Origin of the sequence: Xanthomonas hawaiiensis (assembly GCF_031834635.1) — a bacterium.
Classification (GTDB): Bacteria; Pseudomonadota; Gammaproteobacteria; order Xanthomonadales; family Xanthomonadaceae; genus Xanthomonas_A; species Xanthomonas_A sacchari.
In genome coordinates, this window is sequence record NZ_CP115873.1 from 1793062 (window position 1) to 1814845 (window position 21784).

Consider the following 21784-nt stretch of genomic DNA (forward strand, 5'->3'; position numbering starts at 1 on the left):
GGGCCGGTCCGCAGGGCAGGGGTCAGATGCCGCTGGTGGAACTGGTTTCGTCGCGCTTGTCGCGCGGCGGCAACGGCTCGTCGCCATGCACCAGGAACCACACGTTTTCGGCGATGTTGGTGGCGTGGTCGCCGATCCGCTCCAGGTTCTTGGCCATGAACAGCAGATGCGTGCACGGTGTGATGTTGCGCGGGTCTTCCATCATGTAGGTCAGCAACTCGCGGAACAGCGCGGTGTACTGCGCATCGAGCTGCGCGTCACCCTGGCGCACCCGCAGCGCGGCGTCGGCGTCGTTGTTCTGGTAGGCGGCCAGCGCGGCGCGCACCTGCTGGGCGGCGAGCTTGCCGAGCTGGCGCAGGCCCAGGGTCTGCGGCATCGGCGGCGACATGTTCAGCGCGATCGAGCGCTTGGCCACGTTGGCGGCGTAGTCGCCGATGCGTTCGACGTCGGCGGGGATGCGCAGGCCGGCCAGGATCTCGCGCAGGTCGCGCGCCATCGGCCCGCGCAGCGCCAGGCGCATCACGTCGTGGCTGATGGCGTGCTCGAGCGCGTCGATCGCTTCGTCGTTGACGACGATGCGCAGCGCGGCGTTGTCGTCGCGGCGTTCGACCACGTCCAGCGCCGCTTCCAACTGCGCCACCGCGGTTTCGCCCATGCGCACGATCTCGGCGGCGAGGCGATGCTGTTCTTCGTCGTAGCTCTTCACGATGTGCTCGTTGGGCTGAGTGTTCATGTCGTAGGTCCAATAGGTGCGTTGGTGTCGCCGCGGCCATGCCTGGCGCTGCGGTGCTGGCGTCGCCGGGCGCCCGCCCGGAGGGCGACGGGCGCCGCCGCTGCGGCGAGGCAGCGGCGGCCGCGGCGGCTCAGCCGAAACGGCCGGTGATGTAGTCTTCGGTCTGCTGCTTGTTCGGCTGCGAGAAGATGATTTCGGTGCGGTCGTGCTCGATCAGGTCGCCCAGGTACATGAAGGCGGTGTAGTCGGACACGCGCGCGGCCTGCTGCATGTTGTGGGTGACGATGACGATGGTGTAATCGTTCTTCAGCTCTTCCACCAGTTGCTCGATGCGGCTGGTGGAGATCGGGTCCAGCGCCGAGGTCGGCTCGTCGAGCAGCAGCACGTCCGGGCGCAGCGCCACGGCGCGGGCGATGCACAGGCGCTGCTGCTGGCCGCCGGACAGGCCCAGCGCGCTCTGCCCAAGCTTGTCCTTGACCTCGTCCCACAGCGCGCCCTGGCGCAGCGCCTGCTCGACGCGGTCGGCCATGTCGGCCTTGGACAGCTTCTCGTGGTGGCGGATGCCGTAGGCGACGTTCTCGAAGATGGTCATCGGGAACGGCACCGGCTTCTGGAACACCATGCCGACCTTGCTGCGCAGGCGGTTCATCGGGTACTTCGGCGACAGGATGTTCTCGCCGTCCAGCATCACTTCGCCGCGCGCTTCCAGCTTCGGGTACAGCGCATAGATGCGGTTGAAGATGCGCAGCAGGGTGGACTTGCCGCAGCCGGACGGGCCGATCAGCGCCGTGACGCGCTTCTCCGGCACTTCCAGGTTGATGCCCTTCAGCGCGTGGTACTTGTCGTAGTAGAAGTCCAGGCCGCGCGCGGCGATCTTGACCGGCGACGGCGCCAGTGCGGTGTGACCGTGGGGCATGGCGATGCGATGCATCGGTGCGGCGTTGTGGTGATCGTTCATGGCCGGGTCCATAGGGGGCTCAATCGTTGGATGTCTTGTAGCGCCGCAGAATGCCGCGGGCGCCGAGGCTGACCAGCAGCACGAACACGGTCAGCACCAGGGCGCCCGACCAGGCCAATTGCTGCCAGGTGGGGTAGGGGCTGCCGGCGAAGGAGTTCATCACCACCGGGACGCTCGCCATCGGCTGCATGATGTTGTTGTTCCAGTACTGGTTGCCGAACGCGGTGAACAGCAGCGGCGCGGTCTCGCCGCTGATCCGCGCCAGCGCCAGCAGCACGCCGGTGACGATGCCGGCCGAGGCGCTGCGGTACAGCACCTGGATGGTCACCTTCCATTGCGGAATGCCCAGGGACAGGGCCGCTTCGCGCATCTGCGCCGGCACCAGCCGCAGCATCTCGTCGGTGGTGCGCACCACCACCGGCAGCACGATGAAGGCCAGCGACAGCGCACCGGCCATGGCCGAGAAGCGCCCGCCGGTCTGCATCACGTACAGCGTGTACACGAACAGGCCGAGCACGATCGACGGCGCCGAGAGCAGGATGTCGTTGACGAAGCGCACCACCTGGCCGGTCTTGCGCGCGTTGCCGTATTCGGCCAGCCAGGTGCCGGCGGCCACGCCCAGCGGCGTGCCGATCAACAGCGCCAGGCCGCACATCACCGCGCTGCCGAAGAACGCGTTGGCCAGGCCGCCTTCTTCGCCCGGCGGCGGGGTCATGCGGGTGAACAGGTCCACGTTGATGCCGGAGATGCCCTTGGCCAGCAGGGTCCACAGGATCCAGCCCAGGAACACCAGCCCGAACAGCGCGGTGAGGCAGGACAGCAGCAGCGCGAACACGTTGATCACGCGGCGGCGGTTGTACAGGCGGTGGGCGACGTCGGCGGCCATCTCAGTTGCCCTCCTTGCGCGACAGTTGCGCCAGCATCAGGCGGGCGATCGCCAGCACGATGAAGGTCACGATGAACAGCACGAAGCCCAGCAGCAGCAGCGCCGAGCGGTAGGTCTCGGTGGCTTCGCCGAAGTCGTTGGCGATCAGCGCGGCGATGGTGGTGCCCGGCTCCAGCAGCGACGGCGACAGCCGTACCGTGTTGCCGACCACGAACGCCACCGCCATGGTCTCGCCGAGCGCGCGGCCCAGGCCCAGGAAGATGCCGCCGATCACCGCCGAGCGGGTGTAGGGCAGCACGATGTCCCAGCTCACTTCCCACTTGGTCGAACCCAGCGCGTAGGCCGATTCCTTCAGCCGCGTCGGCACGGTCAGGAACACCTCGCGCATCACCGAGGAGATGAACGGGATCACCATGATCGCCAGCACGAAACCGGCGGTGAGCAGGCCGATGCCCAGCGGCGGCCCCTGGAACATCGGGCCGATCAGCGGCAGCGTGCCGAGGTGGTCGTTGAGCCACGGCGTGCCGTACTCGGTCATCACCGGGACCAGCACGAACAGGCCCCACATGCCGTAGATGATCGACGGGATGCCGGCCAGCAGTTCGATCGCGGTCCCGATCGGGCCGCGCAGCCAGCGTGGCGACACCTCGGTGAGGAAGAAGGCGATGCCGTAGCTCACCGGCACCGCGATCAGCATCGCGATCAGGGCGGTCACCAGGGTGCCGTAGATCGGCGCCAGCGCGCCGTACTTGTTCTCGACCGGATTCCATTCGGTGGAATAGAAGAAGCTCAGGCCCTGCATCTGCAGGGCGTGGCGGCCGCCCCACAGCATCGACAGCGCCGCACTGGCCAGGGCGACGAGGACGAACACGACGGTGGCGGTGAGGATCCAGCGGAACAGACGGTCGGCACGGGCGTCGCGCAGGTCGCGTCCGCGGGGCGCAGTGATCGCTTCGGGAATGACGGTGGCGTTCATGGGCTCGGTATGTGTCGGAGTGCGCGGCGGCGCGATCCGATCGTGGCCGCGGCGGGGGTGGCCGCGCGCGGTGGGTGGCTGCGTCGCTCCCGCACAGGCGGGAACCCGAAAGTCCGAAGTACGTGATGCCGAGACGGCGACCGGCGATGCACGATGCAGCGCCGGTGCCGGCGCGCGCGCGACGCCTCACGCGTCCGCGCGCGTGCTTCCGCCGGCGAGGGCGGAAGCGCTGTCGCGCTTACTTGAACTCCTTGGCCCAGTACGCCTCGATCTGCTGCACCAGTTCCGGCGGCAGCGGCACGTAGTGCAGGGCGTCGGCCTGCGGCTGGCCCTTCTCGAAGGCCCACTTGAAGAAGTCCAGGGTCGCCTTGCTGCGCGCCGGGTCCTTGGCCTGCTTGTGCATCAGCATGAAGTTGGTGGCGGTGATCGGCCAGGCCTGCGCGCCCGCGGCGTTGGTGATGACCAGGTTGAAGTCCTTGGCGTTGGCCCAGTCGGCCGACGCGGCGGCCGCGGCGAAGCTCTCGGCGTTGGGCTGCACCCAGTTGCCGGCGGCGTTCTGCATCGATGCGTACGGCATCTTGTTCTGCAGCGCGTAGGCCAGTTCGACGTAGCCGATCGAGCCCTTGATCTGCTGCACGTACGAGGCCACGCCTTCGTTGCCCTTGCCGCCGACGCCGCCCGGCCACTGCACCGAGGTGCCTTCGCCGACCTTGCCCTTCCACTCCGGGCTGACCTTGGACAGGTAGTTGGTGAAGTTGAAACTGGTGCCCGAGCCGTCGGAGCGGTGCACCAGGTTGATCTTGGCGTCGGGCAGGGTCACGCCCGGGTTCAGCGCGGTCAGCGCCGGGTCGTTCCACTTGCTGATCTTGCCCAGGAAGATGTCGGCCAGCACCGGGCCGGTCAGGCGCAGCTTGCCCGCGTCCATGCCGTCCAGGTTGACCACCGGCACCACCCCCCCAATCGCCGAGGGGAACTGGCCGAGGCCGGCCGCGGCCAGTTCGGCGCTGTCCAGCGGCTTGTCGGAGGAACCGAAATCGACCGTGCCGGCCTTGATCTGGGCGATGCCGCCGCCGGAGCCGATCGACTGGTAGTTGATCTTGTTGCCGGTGGCCGCGTTGTAGTCGGCCGACCACTTGGAGATCAGCGGATAGATGAAGGAGGCACCCGCACCGGAAATCTCCGCCGCGGTCTTGGCGCCGGCGGCCGGGGCGGCAGCGGGCGACCCGCCCGCCGCGTCGGCGGCACCCTGCTTGTCGCCGTTGCCGGGCTGGCAGGCGGTGACGGCGAAGGCCAGGGCGAGGGACAGGACGGCAATGCGCGCCGGCTGCAGTTTCATGGGGGTCACTCCGTAGCGAAGAGCGCCGGGACATCCGGCGGATGCTCGCTATGAAATGATATTTTTGTTACAGCCAGATGACTTGCGGATTGGGTGGCGGACGCCATCACGGGATGCGGCGTTCGCGCCGCCCCGCAAGGCCTGCGCGGGGCAGGGGGCATGCCACCCGTCGGCGTCGCGACGGCGCCGCCAGCGGGCACAAAAAAAGACGCGGACCCTGCGGTCCGCGCCCTGGAGTATCGCCGTGCCGGGCGCGTGCGCCGGCACGGGCGAGACGCCGGCTTACTTCATGTTCTGCGCCCAGTAGGCTTCGATCTGCTTGACCAGCGGCTCCGGCAGCGGCACGTAGTCCAGCGCCTTGGCCTGCGCCTGACCCTGCTCGAACGACCACTTGAAGAAGTCCAGCGCGGCCTTCGACGACGCCGGCTTCTTGGCCTTCTTGTACATGATGGCCCAGGTGGTGGCGGTGATCGGCCACGCGTCCTGGCCCGGCGCGTTGGTCATGATCAGGTTGAAGTCCTTGGCCGACTTCCAGTCCGCGGTGGCGGCGGCAGCGGAGAAGGTCTTGTCGTCCGGCATCACGAAACGACCGGCGGCGTTCTTCATGCCGGCGTAGCTGAGCTTGTTCTGCAGCGCGTAGGCGTACTCGACGTAGCCGATGCCGCCGCGGATCTGCTTGACGTAGGCGGCCACGCCCTCGTTGCCCTTGCCGCCGATGCCGGCCGGCCACTGCACGGCGGTGCCTTCGCCGACCTTGCTCTTCCACTCCGGGCTGACCTTGGACAGGTAGTTGGTGAAGTTGAAGCTGGTGCCCGAACCGTCGGAGCGGTGCACGATGGTGATCTTCAGGTCGGGCAGGGCCAGGCCCGGGTTCAGCGCGGCGATCGCCGGGTCGTTCCACTTGCTGATCTTGCCGAGGAAGATGTTGGCCAGCGTGGTGCCGTCGAGCTTCATCGCGCCCGGGGCCACGCCCGCCACGTTGAACACCGGCACGATGCCGCCGATCACGACCGGGAACTGGCCCAGGCCGAACTTGTCCAGCTCCGCGCCGCTGAGCGGCTTGTCGGAGGCGCCGAAATCGACCGTGGCCGCCTGGATCTGCGCGATGCCGCCGCCGGAACCGATCGACTGGTAGTTGACGCGGTTGCCGCTTTTCTCGGCATAGGCAGCCGACCACTTCGACAGCACCGGATAGACGAAGCTGGAGCCTGCGCCGGTGACATCGGTGGCTTGCGCCGCGAGCGAAAACGTAGCGACCGCGGCGGCTGCCAGCAGTCGGAGCTTGAGGGAACGCATCGGGAGAACTCCTGGAATAGGTGGGAAGCCGGCACCCCTGCCGGCATCGGCTGCATTCCAAGACTTTTTCATGAACGTCTGAAGAAAATCAGATGTCAGTCCGGTGACAGCCTTCCCGGACGGGGATGCCTTCGTTTCGAAACGAAGCTGACTCAAAACCGTCATGTCTTTGACGGAATCTTTACAAATGGTCGGGCCGTCGCACTGGGGCCGCACCGCACCCATACCACCCTGCCACCACCCATCGGAGACATCCTAATGCGTTCTCATGTTCTCGCCACGGCGATCCTCGCCAGCCTCGGCCTGGCGGCCGCGCCGCAGGCGTTCGCGGCGAAAGCCAAGGCCAGCAGCAACCCGCCCGCCGTCAGCGCTGCCCAGTTGCAGCAGCTGCAGGCCCAGATCGAAGCGCTGCAGACCCAGGTCCAGCAGCTGCAGGCGCAGTCGGAGGCCTTGCAGGCGCAGTCCGACGCGCAGTCGGAAGTGAATGTCGTGCAGGCCCAGGCGACCGAATCGGCGCAGGCCAGCGCCGCCAAGGTCGACAAGCTCGCCAAGCTGGTCAACGACAACAAGATCGGCGGCCGCATGTTCTTCGACCTGACCAACATCGACCGCACCAGCGGCGGCGCCAAGACCGCCGCCAGCGGCACCGGTCTGGACGTCAAGCGTTTCTACCTGACCGTCGACCACAGCTTCAACGAGATCTGGTCGGCCAACCTGACCACCGACTTCCAGTACAGCTCGGCGCTGTCCAACACCCAGCTGTTCGTCAAGAAGGCCTACGTGCAGGGCAAGTTCGACGACGCCTTCGCGCTGCGCATCGGTGCCGCCGACATGCCGTGGGTGCCGTTCGTCGAGAAGTACTACGGCTACCGCTACGTCGAGAACACCCTGACCGACCGCCTGAAGTACGCCAACTCTTCCGACTGGGGCCTGCACGCCTTCGGCGACCTGGGCGCGCAGGTCAACTACGCGATGTCGGTGGTCAACGGTGCCGGCTACAAGAACCCGACCCGCGGCAAGGGCATGGACGTGGAAGGCCGTGTCGCCTACATGCCGATGCAGAACCTGGCCATCGCCGTCGGCGCCTACTCGGGCAAGTTGGGCAAGGAAACCGACATCCTCGACGCGCAGCACGACTACACCCGCGCCGATGCGATGGTCGCCTACGCCGATTCCAATTTCCGTCTGGGCGGCGAGTACTTCCAGGCCAAGAACCTCAACAACGTGCTGACCCCGGCCACCGACAAGTCCAGCGGCTGGTCGGTGTGGGGCAGCGTGGCGCTGACCGACGGCGGCATCAACGCCTTCGCCCGTTACGACAAGACCGACCTGAGCAAGACCATCGACCCGACCCTGGCCGACAAGTACTGGAACGTCGGCGTCGAGTTCCCGGTGCTGAAGAACCTGAAGCTGGCGACCGTGTACAAGTACACGCACCAGGACAACGCCAGCAAGAAGACCGACGTGGAAACCAAGGAATTCGGCGTCTGGGGCGACCTGTCGTTCTGATTCGCGGAGATTCCGCACGATGTACGGAAGGCGGCGCAGTGCGCCGCCTTTCTTTTTTTGCGGCATGCGCGCCAAGGCCCACGCGATGGGGCGCGTGCCGGGGTGCCCTTCACGGTTCGCGTCGACCGCCGTGGACGATGCGATGAATTGTGCGGCGCAGCACTTGTCATCGCCGATGCGCCTTCCTACTGTCGAAGCATGCTCGCTCGCCTGTCCATGCTGCTGTTGACCGCGTTGCTGGCGCTGTCCGCGATCCGTGCAGGATCGGTCGCGGCAGCGGCACTGGCGGCGCTGTGTGCGAGCGCCTGCGCCAGCGATGTCGACGCCGGCCTCGGTGAGATCCCGCCCGCGCTGGAAGCGCCCGACGTCGATCCCGATCCATACGACGCACCGCTCGCGGTCGCGCCCGCGGTGTTTCCGCCGGCTCTGCTGATCGGGCCTGTCTTGGCCGCGCGGGCGGCAGCGCCTTGCCGCAGCTATCGCCGCCCCGCGCTGCGCCCTCCATCCCGGGCCTGACGCCTGCATCGCCGCTGGCGATGCCGATCCCTCGCTTCTGCTGCCTGCGTCTGCGTCGTACCCGCTGCGGTGCGGCCTCTCTCCCCCCGTGCCTGGAGATATCCCCATGCAACGTCTGCTCGACGGCTTTCGCCATTTCCGCAACGAGGTCTATCCGCGCCAGCGCGGACTGTTCCGGCAACTCGCCGCCGGCCAGACCCCGCACACGCTGTTCATCACCTGTGCCGATTCGCGGGTGATGCCGGAACTGATGTTCGCCGCGCAGCCCGGCGAGCTGTTCGTCTACCGCAACATCGGCAACGTGGTGCCGCCGTACTCGCAGCACGTCAGCGGCGTGGTCGCGGCGATCGAGTACGCGGTGGCGGTGCTGCAGGTCGAGCACATCGTGATCTGCGGCCATACCGATTGCGGCGCGATGAAGGCCGTGCTCAATCCCGCGTCGCTGCAGGACGTGCCGACCGTGGCGGCCTGGCTCAAGCACACCGACAGCGCGCGCCAGGTCGCCGCGCAGCATGGCCATGCCGCCCATGCCGAGGAGGCGCTGCACTGCCTGACCGAAGAGAACGTCGTGTCGCAGCTGGACCACCTGCGCACGCAGCCGGTGGTGGCGGCGCGGCTGGCGCGCGGCGCGCTGCGCATCCACGGCTGGATCTACGACATCGGCCATGGCGAGATCCGCGCCTTCGACGCCGAGCAGGGGCGGTTCCTGCCGCTGCTGCCGGACGCCGGACGGCGCCCGCCCGATGCCACGCCGCCGCCGCGCCTGGCGCCGGTCCTGCGCAACGTCGCCGTCTGAGGAGCCGCCCATGCACACCATGACAGAGCACGCTCCGGCCGGCGCCTCCGCGCTGGCCCGTTACCTGCGCGGCGGCGCCTTCGGCCGCGACCTGCTGGCCTCGGTGGTGGTCTTACTGGTCGCCTTGCCGCTGTGCATGGGCATCGCGATCGCCTCGGGCATGCCGCCGGCTGCCGGCCTGATCACCGGCATCGTCGGCGGCCTGGTGGTCGGGCTGATCGCCGGCTCGCCGCTGCAGGTCAGCGGCCCGGCGGCGGGGTTGGCGGTGCTGGTGTTCGAACTGGTCCGCGCGCACGGCGTGGCGGCGCTGGGGCCGGTGATCCTGCTGGCCGGCGCGATCCAGCTGGTGGCCGGGCTGTGTCGCGCCGGCGTGTGGTTCCGCATGACCTCGCCGGCGGTGGTCGCCGGCATGCTGTCAGGGATCGGCATCCTGATCGTCGCCTCGCAGGCGCACGTGCTGCTGGATGCGGCGCCGCAGGCGCGTGGCCTGGAGAACTTCGCCGCGTTGCCGGCGGTGCTGTGGCGCGCGCTGGACGCCGGCGTGGGCCGCGCCGCCTTGCTGGTCGGCCTGGGCACCATCGCGATCATGCTGGCGTGGGAGCGCTTGCGTCCGCAGCGCCTGCGCTTCGTTCCCGGCGCCTTGCTGGCGGTGGTGGCGATGACCGCGCTGGTGCAGGTGCAGGCGCTGGACGTGCGCAAGGTCGACGTGCCGGCCAACCTGCTCTCGGCGATCCGGGTGCCGAGCCTGACCGACATGCTCGGCGTGCTCGATGCCACACTGCTGCTGTCGGCGCTCACCTTCGCCTTCATCGCCAGCGCCGAGACCCTGCTGTCGGCGGCGGCGGTGGACCGCATGCACCAGGGGCCGCGCACCCGGTACGACCGCGAACTGGCCGCGCAGGGCGTGGGCAACATGCTGTGCGGCTTGCTCGGCGCGTTGCCGATGACCGGGGTGATCGTGCGCAGCGCTGCCAACGTGCAGGCCGGCGCGGCCACGCGCGTGTCGACCATGCTGCACGCGGGCTGGCTGCTGGTGTTCGCGTTGCTGCTGCCGTGGCTGCTGCGGATGACGCCGGTGGCGTGCCTGGCCGGCATCCTGGTCTACACCGGGCTGAAGATGGTCAAGCTGGGGCAGGTGCGCGAACTGGCTGCGTATGGCCGCGGCACCGCCGCGATCTACCTGGCGACGACTTTCGCCATCGTCGCCACCGACCTGCTGACCGGCGTGCTGATCGGCTTTGCGCTGTCGTTGCTGCGGCTGGCGCTGCAGCAGTCGCGGCTGACGGTCGGGGTGCATGCGCATGAAGACGCCGCTAGCGACGCGGGAGCGGGCGAGGGGGGCGGCAAGCTGCGCCTGTCGCTGGAGGGCTCGGCCACCTTCCTGCGCGTGCCGACGATGGCACGGACCCTGGAGCGGCTGCCGCCGAATACCGAACTGCACCTGGACGTGGCGCGGCTACGCCACGTCGACCATGCGTGCCTGGAACTGCTGCGCGACTGGAGCCGCAACGCCGCGGCCCGCGGCTGCGCGCTGGTGGTGGACTGGAAGGAACTGGACCGGCGTGTGGAGGGGCAGCGTGCGGCGTAGTCGGTGGCGTGGCCGGCCGTGTTTCCTGTGAGCGATTCGAAGATCTGTAGGAGCGGTTTCAACCGCGATGCGCAGACGAGGCAGTGTCGGCGGCGGAGAATGTCGCGGCTGAAGCCGCTCCTACAAGTGCTGCATCCAGCGAGCGCTTCGGTGGAGGTGTAGGAGCGGTTTCAACCGCGACGAACGCAGCGGCGGACGTCGTGTCCGGTTCACCTTGCCGGAGCCGAAGGCCCGCAGCTCTGCGCCGGCCAAAACTCCAGACCATCCTGCAGTCCGCTCAACCCGGCGTCTTGTCCTTGTACCGGCACAGGTCGCGGATCGCGCACTGCGGGCAGTCGGGCTTGCGCGCCTTGCACACGTAGCGGCCGTGCAGGATCAGCCAGTGGTGCGCGTCGTGCAGGAACTGCGCCGGCACGCGCTTGAGCAGGGAATCCTCGACCGCGCGCACGTCCTTGCCCGGGGCCAGCCCGGTGCGGTTGGCGACGCGGAAGATGTGCGTGTCCACCGCCATGGTCGGTTCGCCGAAGGCGGTGTTGAGCACGACGTTGGCGGTCTTGCGGCCGACCCCGGGCAGCGCTTCCAGCGCGGCGCGCGCACGCGGCACCTCGCCGCCGTGCTGCTCGACCAGGATCTTGCAGGTGGCGATGACGTTCTTGGCCTTGGCGTTGAACAGGCCGATGGTGGAGATGTAGCGCTTCAGCCCGTCCTCGCCCAGTGCCAGGATCGCGGCCGGGGTGTTCGCCACCGGATACAGGCGCCGCGTGGCCTTGTTGACGCCGACGTCGGTGGCCTGCGCCGAGAGGATCACCGCGATCAGCAGTTCGAACGGGGTGCTGTATTCCAGCTCGGTGGTCGGGCTGGGATTGAGTTCGGACAGGCGCGAGAACAGCTCGTGGATCTCGTCCTTGCTCAGCAGGCGTCCGCGCCGTGCAGGCGTGCTTGCGCTCGCGGTCGCGCTCATCGGCCGCCTCGCTGTGCGGCCTTGGCCTTGGCGCGGGCCAGGATCGCCGCGGCGGCCGCAGGCAGGGCCGGCGCGCTCGGTGTGGCCGTGGTCGAGGCGGCCGGTGTCGCCGCCGCACGTCGTGCCTGGCGCGCATTGGCGCGCCGTTGCATCCGCGCGGTGCGCGCCCGGTAGCGTGCGCGTGCGGCCCAGGCATCGCGCAGGCGCTGCTGCGCGGCGAGCAACTGCGCGCGCAGGTGCGGATGCGCCGGGTCCAGCGCGTCGTCGCCGGGATCGGTGCCCGGGTAGTCCATCAGGCCGCCGTCGATCGCGGCATCCAGATCGTCGTCCAGGATCCAGCGCAACAACTGCAGCGGCGAGGCGGGAGCGGGGGCGTGCGACATCGTGCGCGGGCTCAACGGTTGCGGAACTGCGGCGGGCGCCGCTCCAGGAAGGCGCGGGTGCCTTCGCGCATGTCCTCGCTGGAGAACAGCAGGCCGAACTGCGCGGTCTCGTACTCCAGCCCCTGTTCGATCGCGCTTTCGCCGCCGATCTGGATCGCGTCGAGGATGCCGCGCAGCGCCAGCGGCGCGGCATCGGCCAGTTGCTGCGCGAGCTGCAGCGTGGTCGCCTGCAGGTCGCCGGCGGCGACCACGCGGTTGACCAGGCCCAGTTGCAGCGCGCGCGCCGCATCGATCGGCGCGCCGAGCAGGCACAGTTCCAGCGCCGCGGCGCGGCCGACCAACCGCAGCAGGCGCTGGGTGCCGCCAAAGCCGGGAATCAGCCCGAGATTGATCTCCGGCTGGCCCAGGCGCGCGCCCTCGGCGGCCACGCGCAGGTGGCAGGCCATCGCCAGTTCCAGCCCGCCACCGAGGGCGAAACCGTTGACCATCGCCAGCACCGGCTTGGGCATGCGCTCGATCCGGCGCATCAGGCGTTGGCCCAACTGCGAGAAATCGCGGCCCTGTACCGGTGTCAGTTCGTTCATTTCGGCGATGTCGGCGCCGGCCACGAAGGCCTTTTCGCCGGCGCCGGTCAGCACCACCACGCGGATCTGCGGGTCGTTCGCGGCGGCGGCGAAGGCCGCATCCAGCGCCTGCAAAACCTGGCGATTCAAGGCGTTGAGCTTGTCGGCTCGATTCACGGTGAGGATGCGGATCGCACCCTGGGTAGCGGCGAGGACCGGCGTGCCGGACATGTGCATTCCTGGTTGTTAAAAAAAAGTAATGGGAACTCTGGGCGGGCCGCATCAGTCAGAGCAGCGTCGTCGGTAGCGGTTACGCGCCGCGGCGGCTATCCTAACGCGTCATCTCAGGCGGCACGGGCCGCCCTGTGCCACCACCCTGGAGAATTGTTTGATGAAGTTGCGTTCTATTGCGGTCGCTGTCGCGGCCCTCGCCCTGAGCGGCAATGCGTTCGCCCAGGACACCTCGTCCGAGAAGGGCAAGCTGAGCTATTACTTCGGCTACGACTACGGCAACAACCTTGCCGAACTCACCGGCCGCGGCGAGCAGCTCGATATCAATGCGGTGGTGAAGGGCTTGCAGGACGCCTACGCCAAGAAGCAGCCGGCGGTCAGCGCCGACCAGCTGAAGCCGGCGGTGGAAGCGTTCCAGAAGCGCGAGCAGGCCCGCGCCCAGCAGGCCAAGGCCGACTACGAGAAGGCCGCTGCCGAGAACAAGACCAAGAGCGACCAGTTCATGGCCCAGAACAAGGCCAAGGCTGGCGTGCAGACCCTGCCCAGCGGCGTGCAGTACCGCGTGATCGAGGCCGGTACCGGCGCCAAGCCGACCCAGGCCAGCACGGTGCAGCTGGAAGTGGCCGGTCCGTACCCGTTCGGCCAGCGCCCGGCGCAGGCGCGTCCGGCGCAGCAGATCCCGGCGATCAAGGTCAGCGAAGTCGAGATGCAGGCCATGCGCGACACGCTGCTGCAGATGCCCGCCGGCTCCAAGTGGGAAGTGACCCTGCCGCCGGACAAGGCCTACGGTGCCGACCCGCGTACGCCGTTCCCGCCGAACGTGGCGGTGCAGTTCGAGATCAAGCTGGTCAGCGTCAAGTAAGCACGCTGTTTCAGTGCACGACGATTGCGCCGGCAGCGATGCCGGCGCAATTTTTTTGGGCAGGCGACGACGGCGCCGACGAATCGCGCTAGGCTGGCAAGGTGTCGAATCCGATGGATCCCGTTCCGCATGCCCCGCTCACGCCCTGCATCGGTATCTGCCGTCTCGATGCGCAGGGCTATTGCACCGGCTGCCTGCGCAACGGCGACGAAATCGCAGGCTGGCGCCGCATGAGCGACGCCGAACGCCGCCGCTACATGGACGAGGTGCTGCCGGGCCGCGGCTGGTCGCCGTCGCCGGGGCAGCGCCTGGCCGAACGCGCGCACCTGCTGCGCGCGCTGCATCCGTTGCAGCAGCCGCCGACGGGGCCGGGCTGGAACCACCACGAACTGCAGGATCTGCTGCCGGACGGCGCGCCGGTGGAAGCGGCGGTGCTGGCCGGTCTGGTGCCGCGCGCCGACGGCACCCACGTGCTGCTGACCCGGCGCACCGACAGCCTGCGCCACCACGGCGGCCAGGTCAGTTTTCCCGGTGGCCGCATCGAGGCCAGCGACGCCGATGCGGTGGCCGCGGCGCTGCGCGAGAGCGAGGAAGAGATCGCGCTGGCGGCGTCCCAGGCCGAGCCGTTGGGGTATCTGGATCCGTTCGTCACCATCAGCGGCTTCCGGGTGATGCCGGTGGTCGCGGCGATCGATCCGCGCTTCGTGCCGCAGCCGCATCCGGGCGAAGTGGCCGAGGTGTTCGAAGTGCCGCTGGCCTACCTGATGGCGCCGGACAACCTGCGCAGCATCGAGACCGATTACCGCGGACGCCCGCGCGTCGTGCTGGAGTACGGCTGGCCCGGCCAGCGGATCTGGGGCGCGACCGCGGCGATCCTGCTCAACCTGCGCCGCCGACTGGAGCAAGCCGCATGACCGCAACGTCCCCCGCATGGCACATCCTGGTCGAGGCGCCGGCAGTAGCCGCCGCGCTCGGCGATCCCGCGCTGCGCCTGGTCGATGCGCGGTTCGCGCCGGCGGCGCTGCTCGATCCCGCCGCTGCAGCGGCCGCGCGGGAGGCCTATGTGCAGTCGCACCTGCCGGGGGCGGTCTACGCCGATCTGAACGCCGATCTGTCCGATCTCGGCCGTCCCGGCCTGGGTCGGCACCCGTTGCCGGACGCCGCGGCGTTCGCGCGTACCCTGGGCGAGTGGGGTATCGGCCCGCAGCACCAGGTGGTGGTGTACGACGCCGGCGACGGCAGCATGGCCGCGGCGCGGTTGTGGTGGATGCTGGGCCTGCTCGGCCATCGCCGGGTCGCCGTACTCGACGGCGGTCTGGCCGAATGGCGCCGGCTGGGCCTGCCGGAAACCGACGCGGCCTCCGCGCCGTCGCCGCTGCCGCCGTATCCGCAGGTCTTCGATGCCGCGCGCATCGTCTCCGCCGAGGAGGTCGCCGCACGTCTGCACGAGGCGCCGGGCTGGTTGCTGGATGCGCGCCCCGGCGAGCGCTTCCGTGGCGAGGTGGAACCGATCGACCCGCTGCCCGGGCACGTGCCTGGCGCGCTCAACCGGCCGCTGGCGCAGAACCTGCGCGACGGCCGCCTGCGCCCGGCGCAGGAACTGCGCGCGGAACTGCAGCCGTTGCTGCAGGGGCGCGATCCCCGCGAGGTGGTGCTGATGTGCGGTTCCGGCGTCACCGCCTGCCATCTGCTGCTGGCGCTGGAGCATGCCGGCCTGCACGGCGCGCGCGTGTATGCCGGCTCCTGGAGCGGCTGGATCGCCGATCCGGCGCGGCCGCGCGCCGTCGGCTAGGGCCGCGGCACACACCGAACGCATGCACGATGGCGCACCACAGGGGGAGCACCATGCGCTGGCGTGAGGCCTGCGGGCTGGCGTTGATGCTGGGCCTGGCGGCCTGCGGCGAGCGGCGCGGGTCGGCCGATGGCGCCGACGCCTCGCCGCGCGCGCAATCGGCCACGCATTATCGCGAGGCGGTGGAGCGCAGCCGCGCGCAGCGCCTGGCGACGTTGCGCGCGCCTTCGGGCTGGTTGAGTTTCACCGGCTCCGGGCGTCTGCACAGCGGCGTGCACCGGGTCGGCAGCGCACCGGACAACGACGTGCAGTTGCCGGCCGGTCCGGCGCATCTGGGCATGCTGCAGGTGGATCTGCAGGAGGGCGTGCACTTCCAGCCCGCCGCGGACGCGACGGTGCAGGTGAACGGCCAGCCGTTCGCCGGTGGGCGCCTGGAGACCGACGCGGCGCACGACACCCAGACCCGGCTGGCGCTGGGGGCGCAGGAGTTCTACGTGGTGCGCACCGGCAACCTGTTCGGCTGGCGCTTCCGCGATCCGCAGGCGCCGGCGCGCGCGCGCTTCCGCGGCATCGACTACTTCCCGATCGATCCGCAGTGGCGGGTGGTGGCCGACTGGCATCCGGTGCCGGCGCCGCAGGCGATGGTGCTGCTCACCTCGATCGGCACCCCGCAACCGCTGGCCCTGGTCGGCAGCGCCGAGTTCGTGCTGCGGGGGCGGCGCTACCGCCTGCAGGTGCTGCGCGACGGCGCCAGCCAGCGCCTGTTCCTGCCGTTCTCCGATCGCACCAGCGGCCGCGAGAGCTATGGCGGCGCCCGCTATCTGTTCGTGCCGGCGCCGCAGGGCGATCGCATCGTGCTGGATTTCAACCTGGCGCAGAACCCGCCGTGCGCGTTCACCCCGCACGTGGTGTGTCCGCTGGCGCCGGTGGGCAATCGCCTGGACGTGCCGGTGACCGCCGGCGAGAAGAACTATGTCGGCGCGCATTGAGCGCGCAGGAATCTCGTAGGAGCGGCTTCAGCCGCGACCGTGCCGTTCCAGGTGAAGCCAGATCGCGGCTGAAGCCGCTTGTGTCAAATGAGGGTCTATCGTTGCAGGTGAGAGCGGAGTGCGGCAGGCCGTTTAGCCGCAGTGCCAGCAAGCACGAGTAGGAGTCAGCGCCGCCGCACCCCGTATCTCCTGCCTCATCAGCCCGAACAGTTGCCCGAGTCGCGAGCTCGAACTCCACAAGCATGGGCGTCGGCAGGAGTGCTCTCGTGCCTGAGTCTACTGCGGAGAACGTCTATGCGACGCTATGTCGGGATCGATGTATCCAAGGCCGAACTGGTCATTCATGTCCTGCCGGACGAGCAGACCTGGACCCAAGCCAATACGCCACAGGGGCAGCGTGCGCTGGCCCAACGCCTGGCCGAGCTGGGCTGCGAGCGGATCGTGCTGGAAGCCAGTGGCGGCTACGAACATGCCGTGCTGCAGGTGCTCCGAGAGGCGGACCTGCCGGCAGTGCGGATGGCCGCTGATCGTCCGCGCAAGCTAGCCCAGGCCTTGGGCCTGCATGCCAAAACCGATGTCCTGGACGCGCGCCTGCTGGCCATCGCCGCCCAGCACATCCCGACCACCCCCACGCCCGTGGTGCCCGGGCACCAGCAGTCTCTTCGCGAACTGCTGGACCTGCGTGCCACCCTGGTGGGCCAGCGCGATGCCCATCGGCGGCGCCTGGAGCACATCACCCGCCCTGAGGTGCAACGCCACTGCCGAGAGGTGATCGCCCTGCTGAACCAGCAGATCCAGACGTTGACGCAGGAGATCGGGCAGCAGGGCAAGACCTGCTCGAGCCTCCCTAAGGTGCCTGGGCTCGGCACGATCCTGCGCGCGGTTCTGGCCGCGCGGTTGCCAGAGCTGGGCACGCTGCCGCCACGCAAGCTCGCTGCCCTGGTCGGGCTGGCCCCGTTCAATCACGACAGCGGCTGCTGGAAAGGCCAACGCCGCATCAAAGGCGGACGTGCCGACGTGCGGCGCGTGCTGTACATGGCCACCTGGGCCAGCATCCGCGCCGAATCCCCCTTGGCCAACACTTACGCGCGCATGCGCGCAGGCGGCAAACCGGCCAAGGTCGCCATCGTCGCCTGCATGCACAAGTTCCTGCGCTGGCTCAACGCCATCGCGCGCGATCAGGCCCCGTACGCTCCTCCTGCCATCGCAGGTGCATGACAGTTGACTCCTACGGGAGCGTGCGAATGCGACGCTGTCTGCCACTCCATCGCGGCCGGCATCAGCCGTTCCAATCCAACGCCTACAGGGCGGTCACGCAGGCGGCGCATACGGCGCCAGCGCCACCGCCTCCAGTACCTGCGGCCAGGGGAAGCGCGGCCCCGGATCCAGCTTGCGCTGCACCTGCCGCGTCGGATCGTCGCTGGCCGGTTCCAGGCTGCGGTCCAGCGCCTCGTGTCCGGCGATGTGGCGCAGCTGCGGCAACTCCGCACGCAATTGCTGCAGCAAGTCGATGAGTGCCTGGATCTGCGCCGGGGGGTAGTCCTCGCGCATCGCCTGGTGGCGCGAATCCAGCCACAGCGGATAGCGCCCGCGGTTGACCAGTTCGATGCCCAGCGACTGCGGGTTGTAGCCGCGCACGTGATGCGCGATGCGCTCCGCGGGCACGTAGCGATGCACGCTGCCGTCGCGGTCGATGTAGAAGTGGCCGCTGTTGCCGGTGCCCGACGGATACAGCACACGCTCGCCGTACAGGCGCGCGCTGGCCAGGTCCGGCAACTCGGTGCAGTGGATCACCGCCAGCGTGATGCTGTCCGGCGCGCGCTCCTGCAGCAGGCCGACGTAGGGCAGGGGCGCATCGTGGATCGGCAACGGCGAGGTGGGCGACATGCGCGGATGCTAGCATTCGCCGATGACCCTGAATTCCGAAAGCCCGCTGGCGACCCTGCTGGCCACACTGCCGCGCGCCGGACGCGTGGAATGGATCGGCCTGCGCCCGGCGCGCGACGTGCCGATGCACGCCGTCGACGCCGCCACGGCGCAGACCGAGGGCGGCCTGCACGGCGACCGCTATGCCGGCCGCAACGGCAAGCGTGGCGTGACCCTGATCCAGGCCGAACACCTGCCGGCGATCGCCGCGCTGGCCGGCCATGCGGCGGTGGCGCCGGCGACCCTGCGGCGCAACGTGGTGGTTTCCGGCATTCCGCTGATCGCCCTGAAGGGGCGCCGCTTCCGCATCGGCGAGGTCGAACTGGAAGGCATCGCGCCGTGCGATCCGTGCTCGCGCATGGAGCAGGCGCTGGGGCCGGGCGGCTACAACGCCATGCGCGGCCACGGCGGCCTGTGCGCGCGCATCGTGCAAGGCGGCACGCTGCGGTTGGGCGATGCGGTGGTGGCGCTGTGAGCCGCGGCCACTGCATCCTCTCGCACGGCTTCGAGAGCGGGCCGGACGCGATCAAGGTGACCGCACTGGCCGAGGTCGCGGAGCGTCTGGGCTGGACCCATTCGCGCCCGGACTACACCGACCTGGACGCACGCCGCGACATCAGCCCGCTCGGCGACGTGCCAACGCGCCTGCAGCGCCTGCTCGAATTGGCGCAGGCGGCGGCGCAGCGCGGGCCGCTGGTGCTGGCCGGTTCCAGCCTCGGCGCCTACATCGCCGCGCAGGTGTCGCTGCACGTGCCGGTGCGTGGTCTGTTCCTGATGGTGCCGCCGACGCGCATGGGCCACCTGCCGGCGCTGGACGCGGCGCCGGTGCCGACCTCGGTGGTGCACGCCTGGCGCGACGAGCTGATTCCCGCCGCCGAAGTGATCGCGTGGGCGCAGGCGCGCGCGGCGCGGCTGCTGCTGGTCGACGACACGCATCGCCTGGGCGAGCACGTGGCGACCTCGGCGCAGGCCTTCGCCGAGCTGCTGGAGCGTCTGTGAGCGCATCCGGCGACATGTTGCTGCGCGCGGAGCGGCCGGCCGACGCGGCGGCGATCGAGGCGCTGACCCTGGTCGCCTTCTTCCGCGTCACGCACAGCCGCCACGACGAGCAGGACATCATCGAACGGCTGCGCGCGGACGGCGCGCTGACCCTGTCGCTGGTGATCGAGCACGAGGGCTACGTGGTCGGCCACGTCGCGGTCTCGCCGGTGCGCCTGTCCGACGGCAGCCACGGCTGGTACGGCCTTGGGCCGCTGTCGGTGGGGCCGGGCCACCAGGGTCAGGGCCTGGGCGCGCGGCTGGTGCGCGAGGCGCTGGCGCAGTTGCAGGCGCTGGGCGCGGCCGGCTGCGTGGTGCTGGGCGATCCGGCGTATTACGCGCGCTTCGGTTTCCGTCCGGAACCCGGGCTGACCCTGCCGGGCGCGCCGATCGAGGCCTTCCAGGCGCTGGCCTTCGGCGAGCGCCTGCCGCCGATGGCCGAGGTGGAATACCACCCGGCGTTCCTGTCCGCGGCCTGAGCCTGCACAGCGCGATATCGCCCGGCGCGGGTCGGGTGCGCTAGCATCGTCGCTCACCTCCATCGAGGATTCCGCCGATGCGCCATTGATGCCGCCGTCTTCGCGACGGCCTTCGTCCTTCCTGCCGAGCGATCGGCGGGCACGACCGGCATCCATGGAGGTTCCCATGACGCATCCGCTGCTTGCGCTGGACAGCGCGACGTATCTCCTGCCCGATGGCAGGACCCTGTTTTCCGATCTGCACTTCGCGCTCGACGCGCGCCGCACCGGCCTGGTCGGGCGCAACGGCGTGGGCAAGAGCGTGTTCGCGCGGCTGCTCGCCGGCGAACTGGCGCCCAGCGCCGGACGCTGCGTGCGCCACGGCCGCCTGCATTACGTGCCGCAGCAGATCGCGCCGGCGCTGCACGCCACCGTCGCCGACCTGGCCGGCGTGGGACCGGCGCTGCGGGCGTTGGCGCGGATCGAGGCGGGCAGCGCCGACGCGGCGGATTTCGACGCGCTCGGCGAGCGCTGGGACATCGCCCAACGCCTGCAGGCGCACCTGCACGCGCACGACCTCGGCGCGTTGCAGCCGCACCGCCTGGCGGCCACGCTCAGCGGCGGCGAGGCGATGCGGGTGGCGCTGATCGGCGCCTTGCTGGCCGAGGCCGATGCGCTGATCCTGGACGAGCCGACCCTGCACCTGGACGCGGTCCAGCGGCAGCGCCTGCGCGAGATGCTGCAACGCTGGCCGGGCGGCCTGCTGGTGATCAGCCACGATGCGCTGCTGCTGCAGGACATGCAGCGCACGCTGGAGCTGTCGCCCGGCGGGCTGCGCGACTACGGCGGCGACTACGCGTTCTACCTGCAGTGCCGGGCCCGCGAGCGCGACGCCGCGCAAGCCGAACTGGCCCAGCACAAGCTGCAGCACGCGCGCGACAGCGCCGCCTGGCAGGCGCAGCACGACCGGCAGCAACGGCGCAGTGCGCGCGGCCGGCAGCAGGCCGGCACGGCCAACCAGGCGCCGATCCTGCTCGGCCGGCAGAAGCAGCGCAGCCAGGACAGCGCCGGCAAGCGCGTGCGCGACCATCAGGCGACGCAGGCGCGCAGCCTGGCACGCATCGCCGAGGCCGCGCGCCAGGTGCAGCCGGACGCGCCGGTGGCGCTGTTCGCGCCGCCGCCGGCCGATGCGGCCAGCCGTCGCCTGGTCGAGCTGCGGGCAGTGCGGCTGCCGTTCGCGCCGGCGACGCGGCAGCCGCTGGACCTGGTGGTGCAGTGCGGCGCCCGCATCGGCGTGGTCGGGGCCAACGGCAGCGGCAAGTCGACCCTGTTGCGGCTGCTGGCCGGGCAGGTGGCGGCGCTGTCCGGCACCTGCCGGGTGCGCGCCGCCAGCGCCTACCTGGACCAGTCGTTGGCGGCGCTGGACCCGGACGCCACCGCGCTGGCGCAGGTGCAGGCCGCCGCGCCCGGCAGTGCGCTCGCCGAACTGCGCACGCGGCTGGCCTTGCTCGGCCTGGACGCGCAGCGCATCGGCTTGCCCTGCGGCCAGCTCAGCGGCGGCGAACGGCTGAAGACCGCGCTGGCCTGCGCCTTCTACCGCACGCCGCCGGCCGAACTGCTGTTGCTGGACGAGCCGGACAACCATCTTGACCGCGAGGCCCGCGACGCGCTGCGCGCCGTGCTGTTGCAGTATCCCGGCGCGCTGCTGGTGGTGTCGCACGATGCTGGCTTCCTCGACACGCTGCGCCTGCAACAACGCTTGCAGGCCGATCCCGAGGCGTGGCGGCTGACGCCGTGGTGAGTGGCGTGTGCTGTCGTCGGCGTGGTCGGTCGCCGGCCATGCCCGGCGCCGGATTCGCGGCCTCGCAGTGAGCGATGCGTCGCGCACCACGGCTGCGGGTGCGCGCGTCTGCAGCGCCAACTGCATCTGCCGCGGCACGAGGCGGGCGAGGCGAACGCCGGCCGGCGACGTCGCTGTGCCCGTCGC

23 protein-coding genes are annotated in these 21784 nt (G+C 69.9%); 13 read left to right on the forward strand and 10 right to left on the reverse strand.

The features are described from left to right. Window positions 1-22 precede the first annotated feature (22 nt). From phoU to pstS (PG878_RS07835), 6 genes are all read right to left on the reverse strand, one after another. The gene (gene phoU, locus PG878_RS07810; protein WP_209029822.1) at window positions 23-733 is read right to left on the reverse strand and encodes a phosphate signaling complex protein PhoU; all 711 of its coding nucleotides are present in this window, start codon (window positions 731-733) and stop codon (window positions 23-25) included. A gap of 130 nt (window positions 734-863) precedes the next feature. Next, window positions 864-1691, reverse strand: a complete 828-nt coding sequence (pstB, locus tag PG878_RS07815) for a phosphate ABC transporter ATP-binding protein PstB (protein ID WP_209029823.1) — start codon at window positions 1689-1691, stop codon at window positions 864-866. A 19-nt stretch (window positions 1692-1710) separates the two neighbouring features. Then, window positions 1711-2577 carry a phosphate ABC transporter permease PstA gene (gene pstA, locus PG878_RS07820; protein WP_160965750.1) on the reverse strand — a complete coding sequence of 289 codons (867 nt, stop codon included), beginning with the start codon at window positions 2575-2577 and terminating at the stop codon, window positions 1711-1713. Window position 2578: 1 nt separating this feature from the next. Continuing rightward, on the reverse strand, window positions 2579-3553 hold the full coding sequence (gene pstC, locus PG878_RS07825; RefSeq protein WP_209029824.1) for a phosphate ABC transporter permease subunit PstC: 975 nt from the start codon (window positions 3551-3553) through the stop codon (window positions 2579-2581). 238 nt (window positions 3554-3791) lie between these two features. Continuing rightward, window positions 3792-4889, reverse strand: coding sequence for a phosphate ABC transporter substrate-binding protein PstS (gene pstS / locus PG878_RS07830; protein WP_209029825.1), 1098 nt, complete (start codon window positions 4887-4889; stop codon window positions 3792-3794). A gap of 282 nt (window positions 4890-5171) precedes the next feature. Then, window positions 5172-6185 carry a phosphate ABC transporter substrate-binding protein PstS gene (gene pstS / locus PG878_RS07835; RefSeq protein ID WP_010343974.1) on the reverse strand — a complete coding sequence of 338 codons (1014 nt, stop codon included), beginning with the start codon at window positions 6183-6185 and terminating at the stop codon, window positions 5172-5174. A 258-nt stretch (window positions 6186-6443) separates the two neighbouring features. On the opposite strand from pstS (PG878_RS07835), the gene PG878_RS07840 reads away from it, so the two are divergent. From PG878_RS07840 to PG878_RS07855, 4 genes are all read left to right on the forward strand, one after another. Continuing rightward, window positions 6444-7694, forward strand: a complete 1251-nt coding sequence (locus PG878_RS07840; protein WP_209029826.1) for a porin — start codon at window positions 6444-6446, stop codon at window positions 7692-7694. A gap of 216 nt (window positions 7695-7910) precedes the next feature. Then, on the forward strand, window positions 7911-8210 hold the full coding sequence (locus tag PG878_RS07845) for a hypothetical protein (RefSeq protein ID WP_311186032.1): 300 nt from the start codon (window positions 7911-7913) through the stop codon (window positions 8208-8210). A 106-nt stretch (window positions 8211-8316) separates the two neighbouring features. Then, the gene (locus PG878_RS07850) at window positions 8317-9006 is read left to right on the forward strand and encodes a carbonic anhydrase (RefSeq protein ID WP_209029828.1); all 690 of its coding nucleotides are present in this window, start codon (window positions 8317-8319) and stop codon (window positions 9004-9006) included. Between the two features lie 10 nt (window positions 9007-9016). Beyond that, entirely contained in the window at window positions 9017-10594 is a 1578-nt protein-coding gene (locus tag PG878_RS07855) for a SulP family inorganic anion transporter (RefSeq protein WP_425611765.1), read from the forward strand. A 277-nt stretch (window positions 10595-10871) separates the two neighbouring features. Here PG878_RS07855 and nth read toward each other — a convergent pair whose 3' ends face one another. The 3 genes from nth to PG878_RS07870 are packed head-to-tail and all read right to left on the reverse strand — an operon-like array spanning window position 10872 to window position 12732. Next, a complete protein-coding gene (gene nth, locus PG878_RS07860; RefSeq protein ID WP_209029829.1) occupies window positions 10872-11555 on the reverse strand; it encodes an endonuclease III in 684 nt (227 codons plus the stop codon). Continuing rightward, window positions 11552-11938 (reverse strand): hypothetical protein, encoded by a 387-nt coding sequence (locus PG878_RS07865; protein ID WP_209029830.1) that lies wholly within the window; start codon window positions 11936-11938, stop codon window positions 11552-11554. Before PG878_RS07865 ends, nth begins: the two co-directional genes overlap by 4 nt. Before the next feature lie 11 nt (window positions 11939-11949). Further along, window positions 11950-12732, reverse strand: coding sequence for an enoyl-CoA hydratase/isomerase family protein (locus PG878_RS07870; RefSeq protein WP_209029831.1), 783 nt, complete (start codon window positions 12730-12732; stop codon window positions 11950-11952). Window positions 12733-12892: 160 nt separating this feature from the next. On the opposite strand from PG878_RS07870, the gene PG878_RS07875 reads away from it, so the two are divergent. The 5 genes from PG878_RS07875 (at window position 12893) to PG878_RS07895 (ending at window position 17593) form a co-directional block, all read left to right on the forward strand. Then, complete coding sequence (locus PG878_RS07875) at window positions 12893-13594, forward strand: FKBP-type peptidyl-prolyl cis-trans isomerase N-terminal domain-containing protein (RefSeq protein ID WP_010343966.1); 702 nt, start codon at window positions 12893-12895, stop codon at window positions 13592-13594. A 113-nt stretch (window positions 13595-13707) separates the two neighbouring features. After that, complete coding sequence (locus PG878_RS07880; protein ID WP_010343964.1) at window positions 13708-14508, forward strand: NUDIX hydrolase; 801 nt, start codon at window positions 13708-13710, stop codon at window positions 14506-14508. After that, window positions 14505-15386, forward strand: a complete 882-nt coding sequence (locus PG878_RS07885; RefSeq protein WP_209029832.1) for a sulfurtransferase — start codon at window positions 14505-14507, stop codon at window positions 15384-15386. The genes PG878_RS07880 and PG878_RS07885 overlap by 4 nt, the downstream gene beginning before the upstream one ends. Before the next feature lie 53 nt (window positions 15387-15439). Next, the gene (locus PG878_RS07890; RefSeq protein ID WP_244672447.1) at window positions 15440-16375 is read left to right on the forward strand and encodes a DUF1684 domain-containing protein; all 936 of its coding nucleotides are present in this window, start codon (window positions 15440-15442) and stop codon (window positions 16373-16375) included. 294 nt (window positions 16376-16669) lie between these two features. Then, on the forward strand, window positions 16670-17593 hold the full coding sequence (locus PG878_RS07895; RefSeq protein WP_311185984.1) for an IS110 family transposase: 924 nt from the start codon (window positions 16670-16672) through the stop codon (window positions 17591-17593). A gap of 93 nt (window positions 17594-17686) precedes the next feature. Here the strand turns inward: PG878_RS07895 and PG878_RS07900 are convergent, their stop codons facing one another. Then, window positions 17687-18262, reverse strand: a complete 576-nt coding sequence (locus PG878_RS07900) for an N-acetylmuramoyl-L-alanine amidase (protein ID WP_209030307.1) — start codon at window positions 18260-18262, stop codon at window positions 17687-17689. Window positions 18263-18284: 22 nt separating this feature from the next. Here PG878_RS07900 and PG878_RS07905 point away from each other — a divergent pair, with 22 nt between their 5' ends. From PG878_RS07905 to PG878_RS07920, 4 genes are all read left to right on the forward strand, one after another. Continuing rightward, complete coding sequence (locus PG878_RS07905; RefSeq protein WP_209030308.1) at window positions 18285-18776, forward strand: MOSC domain-containing protein; 492 nt, start codon at window positions 18285-18287, stop codon at window positions 18774-18776. Continuing rightward, a complete protein-coding gene (locus PG878_RS07910) occupies window positions 18773-19300 on the forward strand; it encodes an alpha/beta fold hydrolase (RefSeq protein ID WP_209030309.1) in 528 nt (175 codons plus the stop codon). Before PG878_RS07905 ends, PG878_RS07910 begins: the two co-directional genes overlap by 4 nt. A 14-nt stretch (window positions 19301-19314) precedes the next feature. Continuing rightward, window positions 19315-19818: a GNAT family N-acetyltransferase gene (locus PG878_RS07915; protein ID WP_209030337.1), complete on the forward strand. Its 504-nt coding sequence runs from the start codon at window positions 19315-19317 to the stop codon at window positions 19816-19818. A gap of 166 nt (window positions 19819-19984) precedes the next feature. Then, the gene (locus PG878_RS07920; protein ID WP_209030310.1) at window positions 19985-21598 is read left to right on the forward strand and encodes an ABC-F family ATP-binding cassette domain-containing protein; all 1614 of its coding nucleotides are present in this window, start codon (window positions 19985-19987) and stop codon (window positions 21596-21598) included. Window positions 21599-21784: the final 186 nt, after the last annotated feature.

Coding starts and splice junctions, on each gene's coding strand:
- pstS (WP_010343974.1), bottom strand. CDS start 6,185: ATGCGTTCCCTCAAGCTCCGACTGCTGGCAGCCGCCGCGGTCGCTACG.
- PG878_RS07905 (WP_209030308.1), top strand. CDS start 18,285: ATGACCCTGAATTCCGAAAGCCCGCTGGCGACCCTGCTGGCCACACTG.
- phoU (WP_209029822.1), bottom strand. CDS start 733: ATGAACACTCAGCCCAACGAGCACATCGTGAAGAGCTACGACGAAGAA.
- PG878_RS07880 (WP_010343964.1), top strand. CDS start 13,708: ATGGATCCCGTTCCGCATGCCCCGCTCACGCCCTGCATCGGTATCTGC.
- pstS (WP_209029825.1), bottom strand. CDS start 4,889: ATGAAACTGCAGCCGGCGCGCATTGCCGTCCTGTCCCTCGCCCTGGCC.
- PG878_RS07840 (WP_209029826.1), top strand. CDS start 6,444: ATGCGTTCTCATGTTCTCGCCACGGCGATCCTCGCCAGCCTCGGCCTG.
- pstB (WP_209029823.1), bottom strand. CDS start 1,691: ATGAACGATCACCACAACGCCGCACCGATGCATCGCATCGCCATGCCC.
- PG878_RS07875 (WP_010343966.1), top strand. CDS start 12,893: ATGAAGTTGCGTTCTATTGCGGTCGCTGTCGCGGCCCTCGCCCTGAGC.
- PG878_RS07890 (WP_244672447.1), top strand. CDS start 15,440: ATGCGCTGGCGTGAGGCCTGCGGGCTGGCGTTGATGCTGGGCCTGGCG.
- pstA (WP_160965750.1), bottom strand. CDS start 2,577: ATGGCCGCCGACGTCGCCCACCGCCTGTACAACCGCCGCCGCGTGATC.
- PG878_RS07895 (WP_311185984.1), top strand. CDS start 16,670: ATGCGACGCTATGTCGGGATCGATGTATCCAAGGCCGAACTGGTCATT.
- nth (WP_209029829.1), bottom strand. CDS start 11,555: ATGAGCGCGACCGCGAGCGCAAGCACGCCTGCACGGCGCGGACGCCTG.
- PG878_RS07915 (WP_209030337.1), top strand. CDS start 19,315: ATGTTGCTGCGCGCGGAGCGGCCGGCCGACGCGGCGGCGATCGAGGCG.
- PG878_RS07870 (WP_209029831.1), bottom strand. CDS start 12,732: ATGTCCGGCACGCCGGTCCTCGCCGCTACCCAGGGTGCGATCCGCATC.
- PG878_RS07920 (WP_209030310.1), top strand. CDS start 19,985: ATGACGCATCCGCTGCTTGCGCTGGACAGCGCGACGTATCTCCTGCCC.
- PG878_RS07900 (WP_209030307.1), bottom strand. CDS start 18,262: ATGTCGCCCACCTCGCCGTTGCCGATCCACGATGCGCCCCTGCCCTAC.
- pstC (WP_209029824.1), bottom strand. CDS start 3,553: ATGAACGCCACCGTCATTCCCGAAGCGATCACTGCGCCCCGCGGACGC.
- PG878_RS07850 (WP_209029828.1), top strand. CDS start 8,317: ATGCAACGTCTGCTCGACGGCTTTCGCCATTTCCGCAACGAGGTCTAT.
- PG878_RS07855 (WP_425611765.1), top strand. CDS start 9,017: ATGCACACCATGACAGAGCACGCTCCGGCCGGCGCCTCCGCGCTGGCC.
- PG878_RS07845 (WP_311186032.1), top strand. CDS start 7,911: ATGCTGCTGTTGACCGCGTTGCTGGCGCTGTCCGCGATCCGTGCAGGA.
- PG878_RS07865 (WP_209029830.1), bottom strand. CDS start 11,938: ATGTCGCACGCCCCCGCTCCCGCCTCGCCGCTGCAGTTGTTGCGCTGG.
- PG878_RS07885 (WP_209029832.1), top strand. CDS start 14,505: ATGACCGCAACGTCCCCCGCATGGCACATCCTGGTCGAGGCGCCGGCA.